The sequence below is a fragment of the Shouchella patagoniensis genome (assembly GCF_002019705.1).
Classification (GTDB): Bacteria; Bacillota; Bacilli; order Bacillales; family Bacillaceae_D; genus Shouchella; species Shouchella patagoniensis.
In genome coordinates this window covers 916,528-933,559 of record NZ_KV917377.1, presented here as the reverse complement: position 1 = coordinate 933,559, position 17,032 = coordinate 916,528, and the positions used below count along the sequence as shown (strand labels likewise).

The 17,032-nt window shown below is 39.4% G+C and carries 20 protein-coding genes; all 20 read left to right on the top strand.

What is annotated here, in order from left to right:
- Positions 1 to 34 precede the first annotated feature (34 nt).
- The 20 genes from ftsZ (at position 35) to BK584_RS04935 (ending at position 17,032) form a co-directional block, all read left to right on the top strand.
- Positions 35 to 1,159: a cell division protein FtsZ gene (gene ftsZ, locus BK584_RS05025; protein ID WP_078391576.1), complete on the top strand. Its 1,125-nt coding sequence runs from the start codon at positions 35 to 37 to the stop codon at positions 1,157 to 1,159.
- Positions 1,160 to 1,254: 95 nt separating this feature from the next.
- Positions 1,255 to 1,644, top strand: coding sequence for a GntR family transcriptional regulator (locus BK584_RS05020; RefSeq protein ID WP_078391575.1), 390 nt, complete (start codon positions 1,255 to 1,257; stop codon positions 1,642 to 1,644).
- A complete protein-coding gene (locus BK584_RS05015; protein WP_218970335.1) occupies positions 1,631 to 1,900 on the top strand; it encodes an ATP-binding cassette domain-containing protein in 270 nt (89 codons plus the stop codon). The genes BK584_RS05020 and BK584_RS05015 overlap by 14 nt, the downstream gene beginning before the upstream one ends.
- Positions 1,893 to 2,294 (top strand): hypothetical protein, encoded by a 402-nt coding sequence (locus BK584_RS24090; protein WP_139365611.1) that lies wholly within the window; start codon positions 1,893 to 1,895, stop codon positions 2,292 to 2,294. Before BK584_RS05015 ends, BK584_RS24090 begins: the two co-directional genes overlap by 8 nt.
- A 470-nt stretch (positions 2,295 to 2,764) precedes the next feature.
- Entirely contained in the window at positions 2,765 to 3,658 is an 894-nt protein-coding gene (gene spoIIGA, locus BK584_RS05010) for a sigma-E processing peptidase SpoIIGA (protein WP_078391573.1), read from the top strand.
- A gap of 17 nt (positions 3,659 to 3,675) precedes the next feature.
- Positions 3,676 to 4,389 carry an RNA polymerase sporulation sigma factor SigE gene (sigE, locus tag BK584_RS05005; RefSeq protein WP_078391572.1) on the top strand — a complete coding sequence of 238 codons (714 nt, stop codon included), beginning with the start codon at positions 3,676 to 3,678 and terminating at the stop codon, positions 4,387 to 4,389.
- A 175-nt stretch (positions 4,390 to 4,564) separates the two neighbouring features.
- The gene (gene sigG, locus BK584_RS05000; protein ID WP_078391571.1) at positions 4,565 to 5,350 is read left to right on the top strand and encodes an RNA polymerase sporulation sigma factor SigG; all 786 of its coding nucleotides are present in this window, start codon (positions 4,565 to 4,567) and stop codon (positions 5,348 to 5,350) included.
- Positions 5,351 to 5,456: 106 nt separating this feature from the next.
- Complete coding sequence (locus BK584_RS04995) at positions 5,457 to 5,753, top strand: YlmC/YmxH family sporulation protein (protein ID WP_078391570.1); 297 nt, start codon at positions 5,457 to 5,459, stop codon at positions 5,751 to 5,753.
- Between the two features lie 86 nt (positions 5,754 to 5,839).
- On the top strand, positions 5,840 to 6,664 hold the full coding sequence (pgeF, locus tag BK584_RS04990) for a peptidoglycan editing factor PgeF (RefSeq protein ID WP_078391569.1): 825 nt from the start codon (positions 5,840 to 5,842) through the stop codon (positions 6,662 to 6,664).
- A gap of 7 nt (positions 6,665 to 6,671) precedes the next feature.
- Positions 6,672 to 7,370, top strand: coding sequence for a YggS family pyridoxal phosphate-dependent enzyme (locus BK584_RS04985; RefSeq protein ID WP_078391568.1), 699 nt, complete (start codon positions 6,672 to 6,674; stop codon positions 7,368 to 7,370).
- Between the two features lie 13 nt (positions 7,371 to 7,383).
- Complete coding sequence (locus BK584_RS04980) at positions 7,384 to 7,815, top strand: cell division protein SepF (RefSeq protein WP_078391567.1); 432 nt, start codon at positions 7,384 to 7,386, stop codon at positions 7,813 to 7,815.
- Between the two features lie 41 nt (positions 7,816 to 7,856).
- Positions 7,857 to 8,138, top strand: coding sequence for a YggT family protein (locus tag BK584_RS04975; RefSeq protein ID WP_078391566.1), 282 nt, complete (start codon positions 7,857 to 7,859; stop codon positions 8,136 to 8,138).
- A gap of 9 nt (positions 8,139 to 8,147) precedes the next feature.
- Positions 8,148 to 8,909, top strand: a complete 762-nt coding sequence (locus BK584_RS04970; protein WP_078391565.1) for a YlmH family RNA-binding protein — start codon at positions 8,148 to 8,150, stop codon at positions 8,907 to 8,909.
- A gap of 152 nt (positions 8,910 to 9,061) precedes the next feature.
- Positions 9,062 to 9,580, top strand: coding sequence for a DivIVA domain-containing protein (locus BK584_RS04965; protein WP_078391564.1), 519 nt, complete (start codon positions 9,062 to 9,064; stop codon positions 9,578 to 9,580).
- A gap of 320 nt (positions 9,581 to 9,900) precedes the next feature.
- Positions 9,901 to 12,672: an isoleucine--tRNA ligase gene (gene ileS / locus BK584_RS04960; RefSeq protein WP_078391563.1), complete on the top strand. Its 2,772-nt coding sequence runs from the start codon at positions 9,901 to 9,903 to the stop codon at positions 12,670 to 12,672.
- A gap of 107 nt (positions 12,673 to 12,779) precedes the next feature.
- On the top strand, positions 12,780 to 13,412 hold the full coding sequence (locus BK584_RS04955) for a TraR/DksA C4-type zinc finger protein (RefSeq protein ID WP_078391562.1): 633 nt from the start codon (positions 12,780 to 12,782) through the stop codon (positions 13,410 to 13,412).
- Between the two features lie 107 nt (positions 13,413 to 13,519).
- The gene (gene lspA, locus BK584_RS04950; RefSeq protein ID WP_078391561.1) at positions 13,520 to 13,975 is read left to right on the top strand and encodes a signal peptidase II; all 456 of its coding nucleotides are present in this window, start codon (positions 13,520 to 13,522) and stop codon (positions 13,973 to 13,975) included.
- The gene (locus BK584_RS04945) at positions 13,976 to 14,884 is read left to right on the top strand and encodes an RluA family pseudouridine synthase (RefSeq protein WP_078391560.1); all 909 of its coding nucleotides are present in this window, start codon (positions 13,976 to 13,978) and stop codon (positions 14,882 to 14,884) included.
- Positions 14,885 to 15,042: 158 nt separating this feature from the next.
- Positions 15,043 to 15,573: a bifunctional pyr operon transcriptional regulator/uracil phosphoribosyltransferase PyrR gene (gene pyrR, locus BK584_RS04940; RefSeq protein ID WP_078391559.1), complete on the top strand. Its 531-nt coding sequence runs from the start codon at positions 15,043 to 15,045 to the stop codon at positions 15,571 to 15,573.
- 145 nt (positions 15,574 to 15,718) lie between these two features.
- Entirely contained in the window at positions 15,719 to 17,032 is a 1,314-nt protein-coding gene (locus BK584_RS04935; protein WP_078391558.1) for a solute carrier family 23 protein, read from the top strand.

The window sequence follows — 17,032 nt, the reverse complement described above, 5'->3', positions numbered from 1 at the left end:
AGCTGTTAGCCAGTCTGGTTAGGGGGATTTGACAATGTTTGATTTTGAAATGGATATGGAACAATTAGCTCAAATAAAAGTAATAGGCGTTGGTGGGGGTGGTTCAAACGCCGTCAACCGAATGATTGAAAATGGGTTGCAAGGTGTAGAATTTATCGCAGTCAATACGGATGCGCAAGCGTTGCATCTTTCAAAAGCAGAAAAAAAGCTTCAACTTGGTGGTAAGTTAACAAGAGGTCTAGGAGCAGGCGCGAATCCGGATATCGGAAAAAAAGCGGCTGAAGAAAGCCGGGAACAGTTAGAAGAAGTTCTAGGTGGATCAGATATGGTGTTTATCACTGCCGGTATGGGTGGTGGAACTGGTACTGGAGCTGCACCAGTCATTGCTGAAGTGGCCAAAGAATTAGGTGCACTAACAGTAGGTGTTGTTACTAGACCCTTTTCTTTTGAAGGACGTAAACGACAAAATCAAGCGATTTCTGGTATTAGTGCTTTAAAGGAAAAAGTTGATACGTTGATTGTCATTCCAAATGACCGTCTACTTGAGATTGTGGATAAGAATACGCCAATGCTAGAAGCGTTCAGAGAAGCAGATAATGTTTTACGTCAGGGTGTACAAGGTATTTCTGATCTAATTGCTACACCAGGTCTTATTAATCTTGACTTTGCAGATGTAAAAACGGTTATGAGTGAAAAAGGATCAGCACTTATGGGAATCGGCATAGCTACAGGTGAAAACCGAGCTGCGGAAGCCGCAAAAAAAGCAATTTCGAGTCCATTGCTTGAAACATCAGTTGACGGCGCACAAGGTGTTCTGATGAATATAACAGGGGGAACGAACTTAAGCTTGTATGAAGTTCATGAGGCGGCTGAAATTGTCTCTGAAGCCTGTGATGAAGAGGTAAATATGATCTTTGGCTCTGTTATTAATGAGAACTTGAAAGATGAGATTGTGGTTACGGTAATTGCAACTGGCTTTGAAGAAAGCCCTGAAAAAAAACAGCCAGTAACAAATCGACCGACTAAGCAAAAACAAGCTCCCGTGCAACAGAAAGAAGAAGCAAAGCGCTCTGAAAATCGTCAAAAGCCGCAACAAACAGAAGAACAACCTGATACACTTGATATACCAACGTTTTTACGTAATAGACGTAATCGTTAAATAAAAAAAGGACGTGAAGGAAACCCTTCACGTCCTTTTTTTATTTGTTTTTCTCACAAAGAACCTTTTTTCTGATTGTTAAAATGTGATGAAGATTGTGGATCCAGCTTTCCGTTGAAAGTTCTGAACCGATGTATGAACAAATCATGAGTCAAGTCAAGGAATCGATCTATGAAGGCGGTTTAATACAAAATCAGGAACTACCATCAATTAGATCGATGGCAAATGAATTAGGTGTTAGTGTAATTACTGTCAAAAGGGCTTACTCTGAACTTGAGCGAGAAGGTTACATTTACACACGTAAGGGGATTGGCTCATTTGCAAAAGAAATTCCTAGTGAAAGAAAGCGTCAACGTTTGTATGTTCATGTAGCAAAGCAAGTAAAGGATGTATGGGAGCAAGCATCAAAACAAGGGATGACTAAAAAAGAAATGGAACAAATAGTTACTAATCTACTAAAGGAGGAGTATGATGTTAACGATTGAAGAGGGGTGGATTCGAGACAAAGGACCAAACAATTTATCCTTGCCGAAACATTGTATGACCGTTCTGATTGGTAGAAACGGTTCAGGAAAAACGACAGTATTAAAAGGCCTAGCAAAGCAATTGGATTTAGAAAGTGGGAAATTGTATTATTCAGAGGAATGGGAAGCGACTAACTATCATCACTATGTTGTCTATTTACCATTTCTAATTCAATCCGCTTGGCCAAGTATAGTTTATAGAGCTTTTATTGACTAGTATGCCTTGCAGGAGCAGGTCTTTTGCTTTTATTTGGTTATGTAACTTCTTTCTATATTGGTGGCTATCGCGGTGCGAAATAATCATTACGGATTGCGATGATCGTGCTTTTTTTATTTTCTTTGTTATTGGTCCAACAATCAGCATAGAGCAATTTAGTACATTGCCATTTTATTTGGTTATTCTTCTAGTACTAATGAGTTATCTACTATCCATTTTTGTAGCCAAAAGGACGTTTGCAAGTTGGAAGGTAGAACATCTCTCAATCTTGTATAGTGTAGGTGCTGCTTTCTTCATTATAATTGGTTGTTTCTTTTCATATTATGAGCAAGACCGAGTAGAAAATGCACTAATTGATTACCTTGATCAACATGCAGAGCTTATATTTGTTTAATCAGCGTTTGTTTCCAATTGTGTATCATAAACAAGCTGGAAATTGGGTGCCGAAAAGTTTAGAATTTACTGCTTTTTCTTCAAATGTGCAACGACCAGAACAATTAACGATATACGACCTTATCAGCAAATGATTATGAGGCATTTATAAACGCCTTAGTGAGGGGGAAATGTGTTTGGTTTTTATTGATCCTTCCATGCAACATTTTCAAAAGGTAACAGAGACAAAAGAATTTGCTTGCCAGTCGATTGAGATAGAATAAATGTTAATCTGAAAACATGTTACGCCTTTTGTGTAGCATGTTTTTGGTGTTTATATGTGAATCATTCTCGCTATTGCTGCAAGTTTCTAAGATTGGACAGTGTTAGCCAAAAGTTATCAAAATAACAAGCTTGTCTATGTCATGAAATGACAGACTTCCAGTTAAATTTCCACTATACTGAATTCTATCAAAGCAAGGGAGCGCATAAATGACGGTTTATCTTGATTTGATTTGGCTGTTAAATGCGGGGATTGATTATTTATTATTGGCAGGCACTGCTATGTTGCTTAAACGACGTTTTCGGCATATTCGGATGATTATAGGCGCATTATTTGCATCGTTAATTGTTTTTTTTATGTTTACTCCATATGCCGCGTTGTTTATGAATCCTGTTATTAAACTTATTTATTCAGGCGCAATAGTATTCATCGCATTTGGTTACAAACGATTTTCGTATTTTTTTAAAAGCTTGGCCACGTTTTACTTTATTACGTTTGTTACCGGCGGTGGTTTGTTTGCAATGCATTACTTTTTTCAAACGGAAGCCGATATTCTTTCGCATTTACCTGGTTATGGAGTTGGCGGCAGTGCGATAAGTTGGCTTTTCGTACTTATAGGCTTTCCACTCGTTTTTTTGTTTAGCAAGCAACAAGTTTATTCATTCCAACTAAGAAAAATGAAGGCTGATCAGTTAGCGGAAGTGGAAATTTGGATTGCGCGAGAACATTTTTCGATGTGGGGTTTGGTTGATACAGGTAATCAATTGAAAGATCCAATTACGAAAATGCCGGTTATGGTTGCTGAAGCATCGATGTTTTATCGTGCTTTTGGACAAAAAGAAGTTGACGCAGTTGTAGAATTAACAACAGAAGAAAACCCTTCAATACTCATGAAACGGGTTCGGGTTGTACCTTTTAGAGCGGTTGGGCAAGGAGAACCTTTTATGGCTGCCTTAAAACCGGACAGAGTTCGTATTCATTATGACGGTGAAACGTTTGAAACATCTCATGTGCTTATCGGATTATTTGCACATACACTATCAGCCGATGAAGAATATCAGTGTATTGTTCACCCGCAACTTGTTGTGCAATCGGCAAGCTAAAAAAGGAGGATACATCGATGATCAAAATGAAATGGCGTCTATTTATCAATCGGGTACTTCAAAAATTAGGTTTAAAAGCGGATGAAATTTATTATATTGGTGGGAGTGAAGCTCTACCTCCGCCATTGTCCAAAGAAGAAGAAGCGGAATTACTTGCAAAACTGCCAAGTGGAGACAAGGCTGTTCGTTCAATGTTAATTGAACGTAATTTACGTCTTGTTGTATACATAGCGCGCAAGTTTGAGAACACTGGCATTAACATCGAAGATCTGATTAGCATCGGTACAATCGGTTTAATTAAAGCTGTGAACACCTTTAACCCAGAGAAAAAGATTAAATTGGCTACGTACGCGTCAAGGTGCATAGAAAATGAAATCCTCATGTACTTGCGTCGTAATAATAAAACGAGGTCAGAAGTATCATTTGATGAACCATTAAACATTGATTGGGATGGGAATGAATTGTTGTTATCTGATGTGCTGGGCACGGATGAAGATATCATCACCAAAGGAATTGAGGAACGTGTAGATAGACGTTTACTCGTTAAAGCGTTGCATACGCTCTCTAGTAGGGAAAAGCAAATTATGGAGCTTCGATTTGGATTAACTGGTTCAGAAGAAAAAACGCAGAAAGATGTTGCAGATATGTTAGGTATTTCTCAATCCTACATATCTAGGCTTGAAAAGCGCATTATCAAGCGGTTGCAGAAGGAATTTAACAAAATGGTGTAGGAAAGAGACTCGGTCTCTTTCTTTTTTTGGAAAAAATATTTTTCAGTCTAAAAACTGTGCCGTAACAATGCTCAATCAATCATTCGCTTTTTTGCTTACTTTTACGAGTGCATATTTTTAATTTCCCAGGGAGATACTTTTTTTGACATCATCTTCCGTCTAGGGGGTAAAGAATTTGACTCGAAATAAAGTAGAAATTTGCGGCGTGGATACATCAAAACTGCCAGTACTTAAAAATCTTGAGATGCGTGAGTTGTTTGCGCAGTTGCAATCGGGCTATGAACCAGCTAGAGAGACGTTGGTAAATGGCAATTTAAGGCTTGTATTAAGCGTAATTCAACGGTTTAATAACCGCGGCGAGAACGTAGATGATTTGTTTCAAGTGGGCTGTATCGGGTTGATGAAGTCGATTGATAATTTCGATTTAGGGCAAAATGTTAAATTTTCTACTTATGCAGTGCCGATGATTATTGGAGAAATTAGAAGGTATCTACGAGATAATAATCCAATTCGAGTTTCTCGATCGTTAAGGGATATTGCATATAAAGCTTTGCAAGTTCGTGACCAAATGATGGCAGAGAAAAAAAGAGAGAAAGAACCGACAGTTCAAGAAATTGCGGCTGTATTGGAAGTTCCAAAAGAAGACATTGTTTTTGCTTTGGATGCAATTCAAGATCCAGTCTCTTTATTTGAACCAATTTATAATGATGGTGGAGATCCAATTTTTGTAATGGATCAAATTAGTGATGAACGAAATAAAGACGCAAATTGGATTGAAGAGATTGCTTTAAAAGAAGCAATGATTCGGTTAAATGATCGTGAAAAGACAATACTAAATATGCGCTTTTTTCAAGGCAAAACACAGATGGAAGTAGCGGACGAAATCGGTATTTCCCAAGCACAAGTGTCTAGGCTCGAAAAAGGGGCTATTCAACAAATGAATAAGCATATTGAATCTTAAGAGGCTTGCGTCAACTTTAGTTGACGCAAGCTTTTTTTTCTTTAACATAATCTTTAAATGGATAAGCATAGGATAGAAAATCAAGCATAGATGGGGAGGGTATTGAATGATAAAAATATCGGAATTGTCATCAAAGGACATAGTGAATATGGAAAATGGAAAACGCTTAGGTCATTTAAATGACTTGGATATTAATTTGGAAACTGGAAAGATTGAAGCAATTATTATCGCAAGTAGTGGGAAAGTGATGCAGCTACTTGGACAACGAGATCATCAGGAAGTGATTATTCCTTGGAAAAACATATTAAAGATCGGGTCTGATGTTATATTAGTTGAACTACCCGATCGTTATAATGTTGCAAAATTACAAGAGCCATCTACGATGGTACGGAAGAAAAGCTAACCGCGACAATTGAAATTATTTCTTCTCTTGAGGTTCTTATGATAAAATGAAGAACAAATGAATATTAGCAAACAGGAGGAAGCCGTATGAACAACACACAGTGGGAAAAGCGTTCTGAAAGAGTACTGGAGGCGGTTTCTTTTTCCTCGCTAATCCCAAACCTGTTTGCTGGTTTTACGACGAAGCAAGGCGGTACAAGTAAGTTCCCTTACAGTTCATTAAATCTGGGTTTTCATGTTGGTGATGAACAGCAGGATGTTCAACAAAACCGTCACCTAGTTGCAAAGGATATCGGGTTTCCTCTTGATCAATGGATTGGGTCCGAACAAATTCACAGCTCGACAATTGTAGAAGTAACTAGAGGAGACGCTGGAAGAGGAGCGGCGAATTTAGATACTGCCATTAAACAATCAGATGGTCTTTACACAAATGAAAAAGGCATTTTGTTGACTAGTTTATATGCTGATTGTGTGCCGCTTTATTTTGTTGCAAAGAATGCACAATACATTGCTTTATGTCACGCGGGCTGGCAAGGGACTGTCAAACAAATAGGTCCTAAACTTGTGGGGTTATGGATAAGAAATTATCAGATTGAGCTTAGCGATATCCATGTATTAATTGGGCCAAGTATCTCCCAGCAACACTATGAAGTTAATGAGCCTGTTATTGAACAAGTAGATCGAGTACTTCCGGCTAGGGAAGAAAAACCATATGAAAGTACTAGACCTGGGCATTACTTGCTTGATTTACCTAAACTCAATCAATTGTTATTGTTAAAGGTTGGTTTGAAGGCTGAACAGATACATATGTCTGATATGTGCACGTTTGAAGAAGATGCTTTTTTTTCTCATCGTCAAGCACAAGGGATGACTGGAAGAATGATGAGTGCAATCGGGTTTAAAAAAGGGTGAATAAGAAATGCAACGAGCAAACGTTTTTGAAAATGCCGCGCTTTTAAATGAACGAATTCGGAGCGCATGTGAAAAGAGCGATAGAGATCCTGCTAGTGTAAAAGTAGTTGCAGTAACAAAGTACGTTTCGAATGATACAGCGAAACAAGCGATTGAAGCTGGCATACATCATTTAGGTGAAAATAGAGTAGAAGGTGCCCGTGAGAAAACGGCGGCAATTGGTGATGCTGCGACTTGGCATTTTATTGGTTCGTTGCAATCAAAAAAAGCAAAACATATTGTTGATTCTTTTTCATATATCCATTCACTAGAGCGGATAAGTCTCGCTAAAGAGTTGCAGAAAAGGTTTGAAGGGAAAGAGCCAATAAAATGTTTTATCCAAGTTAATGCATCTGGAGAAGAGTCCAAAAGTGGATTAAAACCAGAAGAGACAGCAGCTTTCATAGAGGCGCTTGCTCCATATTCGGCGATTGAAGTTATTGGACTAATGACAATGGCTCCTTATGAGGTGGATCCAGAGCGGACAAGACCTGTATTTAACCGATTAAAGGTACTCCGTGATGAAATTGCAGAAAAAAATTGGCACCATGCGCCGTGTACGGAATTGTCTATGGGAATGTCAAATGATTTTGAAGTTGCAATTGAAGAAGGGGCAACGTTCATCCGAATTGGCACAATGCTTGTCGGTAATGAGCAAACGTCTTGATGGGAGGAAGACAATGGGCTTTAAATCGAAGTTCAAACAATACTTTAATCTAGAGGACCATGTCGAAGAAGTGGAACGGTTTGTTGAAGAGCCGCCACAAACAAAGGAGAACGATTCAGTGCGAGAAGAAGGGTTGGCTTCAAAAGACCAATCACAAAACGTTGTACAGTTAAAAAGTGTACAAAAAAACGCAAAAATGATTTTGGTCGAACCAAAGTCCTATGATGAAGTTCAAGAAATAGCAGACCACTTAAAAAGGCGTAAGGCTGTTGTCATTAATTTGCTACAAATAGAAAATGGACATGCTTTAAGGGTAGTAGATTTTTTAAGCGGAACCGTTTATGCTATTGGAGGAGACATTCAAAAGCTAGGACCAAGTATTTTCCTCTGTACGCCTGATAATGTGGAGATTACCGGTTCCATTAGCGATTTAATGAATCAATAAAACAGGTAGTCAGTGTGCGAAAGTAGGTGAACCAATAATAAATGGTACAATTAGTTGATTTTCTTTTTTATCTAATAAAAAATGCAGCCACTTTATATTTCTTTGCGATTTTTATTTATATCATCATGTCATGGATTGGTGGCAGAGATTCTACATTTGGTCAAATTCTTGGTAAGGTAGTCGATCCTTATTTGGAGATGTTCCGTAGTTTTATTCCTCCATTAGGAATGATTGATCTCTCTCCAATCGTTGCAATCATGGTCCTTCGATTTGCAACAATGGGATTAGATGGATTACACCAAATGGTCCTTTCGTGGTTATAGGTAGACACGATGTATGAACATTTTCGACCAGAAGAACGTCCATTTATTGATCAATTAAAGGATTTGCATGAGCAGGTTATTCACTTTCACCAAGAAAGGTTGACCGACTTTCTTGATCCGCGTCAGCAGGATATTGTCTTTTCGATTATTGGTAAAGATGATGACTGTGACCTTCAGTTTTTTGGTGGCGCAGATGGTTGCGAACGGAAGCGGGCTGCTCTGCGACCATCTTATTTATCAGCGGAACCTATCGATTGGGAAATTTCTTTGTTAAAAGCCCCTTATTCAAGCAAATTTGTGTCAATTAGTCATCGTGATGTTTTAGGTGCATTGATGAACACGGGAATGGTAAGAGAAAAATTTGGTGATATATCCGTTGATGATGCTTCATTTTCATTTGCTTGTACAAAGGAAGCAGAGACGTTTGTTCGCATGTCGCTTGAACAAGTGGGCAAAGTCTCAGTAACCTTTGAGCAAGTGGACAAGCTCAATTTAGAAAAAGAGCAGTGGAATGAAATAAATTCACTTGTTTCATCGATGAGGCTTGATTCAGTGATTGCTGCGGTATATGGATTCTCTCGCTCTAAAGCTGCAGAAGCAATTGAAAAAGGAATTGTAAAAGTGAATTGGAGACTTGTAGACGATACTGCATTTCGGGTTGATGTTGGCGATTACTTATCCGTACGAGGTTATGGAAGAGGCAAAGTTATAAGTCAAGAAGGCATAACTAAAAAAGACAAAATTCGGTTAGTACTTGGAAGAAAGAAATAAATTAGATAAGATAAGAGTATGATTGCGCTTATCTTTGTATTTATGTAAATAAGTCGCGAAATTTGTTGATTTGCCTTGTTATTGGCAGGATAGTTGAAGATGATGTCGAATGAAAGATAGTGAACAATTAGTATGTCATGGAGGTGGACGCGTTGCCTTTAACGCCATTAGATATTCACAATAAGGAATTTACCCGTTCTTTTCGCGGATATGATGAAGATGAAGTGAACGAATTTCTTGATCAAGTAATCAAGGATTATGAAGCAGTTTTAAGGGAGAAAAAAGATTTATTTGAGCAAGTAAATACATTAGATGAGAAGCTGGCTCATTTTAATAACATTGAAGAAACATTAAACAAATCCATTCTTGTTGCCCAAGAAGCTGCAGATGATCTTCGTGGAAACGCACAAAAAGAAGCTCAACTCATTATTAAAGAATCAGAGAAGAATGCGAATCGCATTGTCAATGAAGCGTTAACGAAATCACGTAAAGTGATGATGGAAATGGAAGAACTGAAAAAGCAAGCTTCCGTCTACAAAATGCGCTTTAAAATGTTAATTGAAGCCCAAATGGAAATGCTGCAAACAGATGATTGGGAGCAGTTTGCCGGTAATGAAGAATTTGATGAAGAAGAATTGTTTAAAGAACAGCAAGAGCAGGAAAAGTCATAGAGCTTGTTGCATTTCGTTTTCATACTGCTATAATACAAAAGACTATAAATGAACGTTAAAAACATTGAGAGGGACTGTTAATGGACACCAAGATGTAGGAAAGCGAACCGGGGGTGGTGAGAGCCTGGTTACATCGTTCATTATGAATCGCCCTTTAGTTCCGCTTTCGAAATAAGTAGTTTGCGGCGCGTCATCTGCGTTATCAGATAAGAGTGGAAGCTTGTCTTCCATTAGGGTGGTACCGCGGGAAAACCTTCTCGTCCCTTGTTGGGATGAGAAGGTTTTTTTGTATATTAACGATGTAAAGGAGCAAAAAAAAGATGGATTATAAAAAGACGCTATTAATGCCTAAGACTGGGTTTCCGATGCGAGGTAATTTACCAAACAGTGAGCCAAAGAGGCAAGAAAATTGGGAACAACAAGATATTTATCAAAAAGTGCAAGATCGAACAAAAGGAAGACCTCACTTTGTATTACATGATGGTCCTCCATACGCGAATGGCGATATTCATATGGGGCATGCGCTAAATAAGATTATTAAGGACTTTATCGTCCGTTATAAATCAATGACAGGCTTTTACGCACCTTACGTACCGGGGTGGGATACACATGGTCTTCCAATTGAAACAGCATTAACGAAAAAGAAGAAAATCGACCGCAAAAAGATGAGCATCGCCGATTTCCGTAAGTTATGTGAAGAATATGCAATGAATCAAGTAAATAGTCAGAGAGAACAATTTATGCGTCTTGGTGTCCGCGGGGACTGGTGGAATCCATACATTACGCTAGAAAAGGAATTTGAAGCGGAACAAATTAAAGTGTTTGGGGATATGGCTAAAAAAGGTTTTATTTACAAAGGTAAAAAACCTGTGTATTGGTCACCTTCATCTGAATCAGCACTTGCAGAAGCTGAAATAGAATACCATGATAAACGATCTGGCTCCATCTACGTCGCTTTTAAAGTAATTGATGGCAAGGGCGTTTTATCAGAAGACGATGCATTTGTTATTTGGACCACGACTCCATGGACGCTTCCTGCTAACTTAGGAATTTCTGTTCACCCTGATTTGGAGTATAGTGTTGTCAAGACTGGTGGACGATCTCTTGTGGTTGCAAGTGGTTTATTTGACGAAGTGAAAACAACGCTTGAATGGGACGATGCTGTTGTTACTAAAACAATAAAAGGGAATGAGTTAGAACACATTGTTGCGCGCCATCCTTTTTATGATCGTGACTCACTTGTTATGAATGGTGAACATGTTACCCTAGATGCTGGTACGGGATGTGTTCATACAGCACCAGGTCATGGTGAAGATGACTTTATCATTGGTCAGAAATATGGGTTGGACGTTCTTTGTCCCGTAGATGATAAAGGTGTTATGACAAATGAAGCGCCTGGTTTTGAAGGAGAATTTTACGATAATATTAACAAAAAAGTATCTGAAATGCTTGAAGAGGCAGGGGCATTGTTAAAATTATCCTTTATAACGCATTCTTATCCTCACGACTGGCGTACGAAAAAGCCAGTTATATTCCGTGCAACAGCACAATGGTTTGCATCAATAGCCGATATTCGGGAGGATCTGTTAGAGGCAGTTCGCAAAACCGAGTGGGTTCCTGCGTGGGGGGAAACGCGCTTGCATAATATGGTTCGTGATCGTGGCGACTGGTGTATTTCTCGCCAACGTGCATGGGGAGTGCCAATTCCTGTTTTTTATGGGGAAGATGGAACGGAAATTTTAACGGAAGAAACCATTTCACATGTATCAACTCTATTTCGTGAACATGGATCAAACATTTGGTTCGAGCGTGAAGCAAAAGAGTTGCTACCTGATGGGTTTACTTCACCTCATAGCCCTAATGGGATCTTCACAAAAGAAACGGATATTATGGATGTTTGGTTTGACTCTGGTTCTTCTCATCAAGGCGTTTTAAAAGAACGAGATGATCTTGTTCATCCAGCGGATCTTTATTTTGAAGGAAGCGACCAATATCGAGGATGGTTTAATTCTTCTCTAACGACTTCTGTTGCTATTAATGGAATTGCTCCGTATAAAGGAGTACTTAGCCATGGGTTTGTTATGGATGGAGAAGGGAAAAAGATGAGTAAATCTCTAGGGAATATCATTGTTCCTAATGATGTTATGAAACAACTTGGCGCAGATATCCTCCGCCTATGGGTTGCGTCCGTTGACTACCAAGCAGACAGCCGTGTATCTGATCCGATTTTAAAACAAGTTGCTGAAACGTACCGGAAGATTCGCAACACATTCCGCTTTTTGCTTGGTAATCTTCACGATTTTAACCCTGAAACAAATTCGGTAAAGCAAGAGGATCTTCAAGGTGTGCATAAATTTATGTTGGTGAAATTAAATGAGTTAACCAACAGAATTCATGATGACTATAAATCGTATCAATTCCTGAACGTTTATAATAATTTCCGTAACTTCTGTACAGTTGAGTTAAGCTCGTTTTATATGGACATTTCCAAAGATACGCTTTATATTGAGCATGCTGATCATCCTGAGAGAAGAGCTTTTCAAACCGTTATGTATGAGGTTCTAACCTCATTAACGAAATTGATTGCTCCTATTTTGCCACACACAGCAGATGAAGTATGGGAGAATTTGCCTGGTCAAACTGAAGAAAGTGTACAACTAACTGATATGCCATCAGCGATTGAACAAGGTGACTACGATGGCTTAAAAGCACATTGGAATGCGTTTATGCGAGTCCGGGATGAAGTTTTAAAAGCGTTGGAAGTAGCTCGCAACGAAAAAGTAATTGGTAAGTCGTTACAATCTTCTCTTACGCTTTATCCGAATGAACAGACGAGAAAACTACTTAAGGAAACGGAAAGCTTAAGTAAGCTCTTTATTGTCTCAAATGTACGAATTGCATCTGTTACAGAAGAAATTCCTAGCGATGCGCAAGTGTTTGAAGAAATAGCTGTTCTTGTAGAGAAAGCAGAAGGTGAAACGTGTGGTCGCTGCTGGCAAGTTTCACAAACAGTTGGAGAACAAGAAAACCATCCGTCGTTATGTTCGAACTGTGCCGAAACAGTTAACAAGCACTATGCTCATGTTGAATAAATGAGGAAGAAGGTCAGCCTTTAAAGCTGGCCTTTTTTGGTTACATTTACATGGGACAATCCTTTTTTTTAGGAAAAGCTAATAAAAGATGAAAGGGGTTAGAGCTCATGGATAAGCATTTAAGAGAAGCAAAGCAAACATTAGAATGTCGCAAAGTGGAACTACTTGAGCATATTCATAAAACAGAGGTAGATCATAATACGCAGGAATTATCTGAATATGACAATCATCCTGCTGACAATGCAACCGACTTATTTGACCGTGAAAAGGATGCTGCCATTCATCAGCATATGGAAGAAGAGGTACATGAAATAGAACATGCCTTAAAGAAAATCATGGATGGGTCGTATGGAATATGTGAAAAAACAGGGAAAGCAATTCCTTTGGAACGACTAGAAGCGTTTCCGACAGCACGTACGATTGTTAGTGAAAGCAAGCCATTTGAAGAGTATCGACCAGTTGAAGAAGATGTTTTAAGAGGGTTTTCCAAGTCCAATAAAGATCAAGCAGATAATGAGACAGAATTTGATGGGGAAGATGCCTATCAGATGGTTGCTCGTTTTAATGATACGTCAGTTGAATATGACGAAGAGACGGGGGATACAGACCTTTATGGTGCAAATGGTGTTGAAGAGTATGAAGGTTTCCTTTCAACTGGGATTGACGGTTATCATGGTCCCGAGAGCGTAGATATTCAGCAAAATGAACATTATAAAGCATATCGCGAGAGTAGAAAATAACGTCCGTTAGTAGGGCGTTTTTTCTAGTTGAATTTGCGTTGAGGAGACGAGGACTTTTTAACAGAAATGTGCTACACTTAGCCTATAAGGGACTGGGGGATTAGTGAATGGCATACATAATTGCGCTTCTTATTATTGCACTTGACCAATGGACAAAATGGCTTGTAGTGCAAAACATGGAACTTGGCGAACGGATAACAATCATTGAAAATGTGTTTTACATACTCTCCCATCGCAATAGTGGCGCAGCATTCGGCATACTTCAGGGGCAAATGTGGTTTTTTTATGTCGTGACAATTGTAATGGTTGGAGTTCTTATTTATTTGATTCAAACAGAAGCAAGAAATCATACATTGCTTAAATGGGCGCTTGGTTTTGTTTTAGGTGGGGCAATTGGCAATTTCATTGATCGTGTGTTAAGGCAAGAGGTTGTTGATTTTATTGATACGTTTGGTAATTTTCCGATCTTTAATATTGCCGATTCAGCGCTAACAATTGGTGTCGGTTTATTTATAATGAACTTGATTATGGAATCAAGAAAAGAAAAAAGGGGCAGTAAATAAATGCAAACATGGGTAATTACAGAAGAGAATCATAACGCGAGAATTGATAAGCTTGTTGTTGATTTGCACGGGCAAGCGTCGCGGACCCATGTACAGCGCTGGATTCAAGATGGTGCAGTACAAGTAAATGGCTCTCAAATTAAAGCAAACCATAAAGTACAAACGGGCGATCGGATTGAATTAATCGAACCAGAGCCGGAAGAAGTCAATATTGAGCCAGAGGAAATTCCTCTCGACGTTGTGTATGAGGATGAAGATGTGATTGTCGTTAATAAACCAAAGGGAATGGTGGTTCACCCTGCACCAGGGCATTACAGTGGAACGTTAGTTAATGCACTTTTATACCATTGTAATGATTTGTCCGGTATTAATGGAACGATTCGTCCAGGTATTGTGCACCGTATTGATAAAGACACCTCTGGCTTGTTAATGGCTGCTAAAAATGACCATGCACATGAGCATTTATCTAAGGAATTAAAAGCGAAAACAACAGAAAGACAGTATAAAGCAATCGTCCATGGCGTCATTTCTCACTCAAAAGGAACAATTGATGCCCCGATTGGTCGTGATCAAAAAGATCGTCAAAAGATGGCCGTTACACATGTGAATAGTCGGCCTGCGATCACTCATTTTATACTTGAAGAAACATTTGAGGAATATAGTTATGTAACGTGTGAACTTGAAACAGGACGTACTCACCAAATTAGAGTTCATTTTAACTATATTGATCACCCAATTGCAGGTGATCCAAAATATGGACCTAAGAAAACATTAGCGATTGCTGGTCAAGCTCTACACGCAGAGACGCTTGGGTTTACTCATCCACGTACAGGGGAAGCAATGCGTTTCCAAGCGCCGGTTCCACCAGAAATGGAAGAACTATTAAAGGAATTAAGAGATAAACATTGACTTTGATACAAACCTTTGGCATACTAATAAATAATAGAAAGCGTCCTTTAAGAGCGGTCCAGTGAGGCTGTCAAGGAGCCGGTGATAGGATAATTATGCCTAAAATCCCCTCTGCCCTCTTATAGGACAGTAGGGGATTTTTGTTAGGAGGAATTGAATTGTCCAGGCTCATTTTAGATGAAGATGCGATACGCCGGGCGATTACCCGGATGTCCCACGAGGTTATTGAACGGAATAAAGGCGTTGAGAATTGTGTCCTTGTTGGAATTAAAACGAGGGGAATTTACTTGGCGAACCGGTTAGCAATGAGAATTGAGGAAATTGAAGGTGAAACAGTTCCAGTAGGTGAAGTGGACATTACTCTTTACCGCGATGATTTAACACCTAAAACTGACGACCTCGATCCGGTTCTACAAGGAACGGATATCTCTGCGGATATCAATGGGCGAACCGTCATTCTTGTAGATGATGTGTTATATACTGGTCGTACAGTAAGAGCGGCACTCGATGCTTTAATGGATCTTGGACGACCATCATTAATTCAACTCGCCGTTTTAATTGATCGTGGCCACAGAGAATTGCCGATCCGACCTGATTATGTTGGAAAGAATGTTCCAACAGCAAAAAAAGAACGCATCTCTGCTCAGCTCAGTGAAGTTGATCAAAAAGATGCAGTTACAATTGTATAGTTCCTCTTTAAATACAGTCCAGTGAGGCTAGCAAGAGGATAGAAACGCATGGGCCCATATGCCACACCTGCGCTTCTTTCTTGCTGCCTCCTGACCATATCAGGAGGCTTTTTTTACGAAAAAGCAAGCTAAAGGAGAAAAGAAAATGAGTCAACCGAAAATGAGATTAGGCATTAAAGAAATACCACGTCCGGACCAATGGCTATTGTTTAGCTTGCAACATCTATGTGCGATGTTTGGAGCGACTGTGCTCGTACCATTTTTAGTTGATATGAGTCCAGCTACGGCACTTTTATCAAGTGGACTTGGAACGCTTGCTTTTATTCTTGTTACAAAAGGGCAGGTACCAGCATACCTCGGGTCTTCATTTGCTTTTATTGCCCCAATAATTGCTGCGCAAGGGTTAGGCGGTACAGAAGGTGCAATGATAGGGAGTTTCTTTGCTGGATTGGTTTATGGGATTGTTGCTCTAGTTATTAAGGCAGCAGGTACGGACTGGATTACAAAAGTGTTGCCGCCAATTGTAGTGGGGCCAGTCATTATGGTTATTGGATTAAGTTTAGCGACAACGGCCATAGGCAACGCGATGTATCTACCAGGCACGCCTGTTGGAGAAGAACCGGTTTATAGCTTAGTCCATATTGCAACAGCGAGTGTCACCCTTGCGGTGGCGGTGATTGCAACGATGTACTTCAAAGGTTTTTTGAACCTAATTCCGATATTGCTTGGGTTAATTGCGGGTTATGTGTTTGCTTTATGGCAAGGTTTAATTGATCTTAGCCCAATTCGTGAAGCACCTTGGTTCTCATCACCAGAATTGCTTGTACCATTTGTAACGTACACACCGAGTTTGAATTGGGCAATTGTTGCCATAATGGCACCTGTTGCACTCGTTACATTGGCTGAACATACCGGACAATTAATGGTATTAAGCAAAGTAGCGGGAAAAAACTTTCTTGAAAAACCAGGTATGCATCGTACGGTCATGGGTGATGGAATTGCAACAATGATTGCAGCTTCGATTGGGGGACCACCAAATACGACATACGGAGAAAATGTAGGAGTTGTAGCTATAACTAGAGTATTTAGCGTCTTTGTTGTCGGTGGTGCCGCAGTACTGGCGATCGCCTTCTCATTCATAGGGAAAATTGCGGCATTAATAAGTTCCATCCCAGAAGCAGTCATGGGAGGTATCTCAATTCTGCTATTTGGGATCATTGCTTCAGCAGGAGTTAGAATGCTTATAGATAACAGTGTTGATATGGGAGAAAAGCGAAACATGGTTATCGCATCAATTATTCTAGTCATTGGTATTGGTGGTGCGACGGTGCGTTTCTCTGACACATTTGAAATTGCAGGAATGTCCCTTGCAACAATTATAGGGTTAATCTTACATGGAATTCTTCCAAATCGAAGTGTTAGTTATGGAAAAAAGCAAATATTTGATAGCGAATCGTAA

Coding starts and splice junctions, on each gene's coding strand:
- BK584_RS04935 (WP_078391558.1), top strand. CDS start 15,719: ATGAGTCAACCGAAAATGAGATTAGGCATTAAAGAAATACCACGTCCG.
- BK584_RS04945 (WP_078391560.1), top strand. CDS start 13,976: ATGCAAACATGGGTAATTACAGAAGAGAATCATAACGCGAGAATTGAT.
- BK584_RS04955 (WP_078391562.1), top strand. CDS start 12,780: ATGGATAAGCATTTAAGAGAAGCAAAGCAAACATTAGAATGTCGCAAA.
- ftsZ (WP_078391576.1), top strand. CDS start 35: ATGTTTGATTTTGAAATGGATATGGAACAATTAGCTCAAATAAAAGTA.
- BK584_RS04995 (WP_078391570.1), top strand. CDS start 5,457: ATGATAAAAATATCGGAATTGTCATCAAAGGACATAGTGAATATGGAA.
- BK584_RS04985 (WP_078391568.1), top strand. CDS start 6,672: ATGCAACGAGCAAACGTTTTTGAAAATGCCGCGCTTTTAAATGAACGA.
- lspA (WP_078391561.1), top strand. CDS start 13,520: ATGGCATACATAATTGCGCTTCTTATTATTGCACTTGACCAATGGACA.
- BK584_RS04970 (WP_078391565.1), top strand. CDS start 8,148: ATGTATGAACATTTTCGACCAGAAGAACGTCCATTTATTGATCAATTA.
- BK584_RS04980 (WP_078391567.1), top strand. CDS start 7,384: ATGGGCTTTAAATCGAAGTTCAAACAATACTTTAATCTAGAGGACCAT.
- BK584_RS04975 (WP_078391566.1), top strand. CDS start 7,857: ATGGTACAATTAGTTGATTTTCTTTTTTATCTAATAAAAAATGCAGCC.
- sigE (WP_078391572.1), top strand. CDS start 3,676: ATGATCAAAATGAAATGGCGTCTATTTATCAATCGGGTACTTCAAAAA.
- ileS (WP_078391563.1), top strand. CDS start 9,901: ATGGATTATAAAAAGACGCTATTAATGCCTAAGACTGGGTTTCCGATG.
- spoIIGA (WP_078391573.1), top strand. CDS start 2,765: ATGACGGTTTATCTTGATTTGATTTGGCTGTTAAATGCGGGGATTGAT.
- BK584_RS05015 (WP_218970335.1), top strand. CDS start 1,631: ATGTTAACGATTGAAGAGGGGTGGATTCGAGACAAAGGACCAAACAAT.
- pgeF (WP_078391569.1), top strand. CDS start 5,840: ATGAACAACACACAGTGGGAAAAGCGTTCTGAAAGAGTACTGGAGGCG.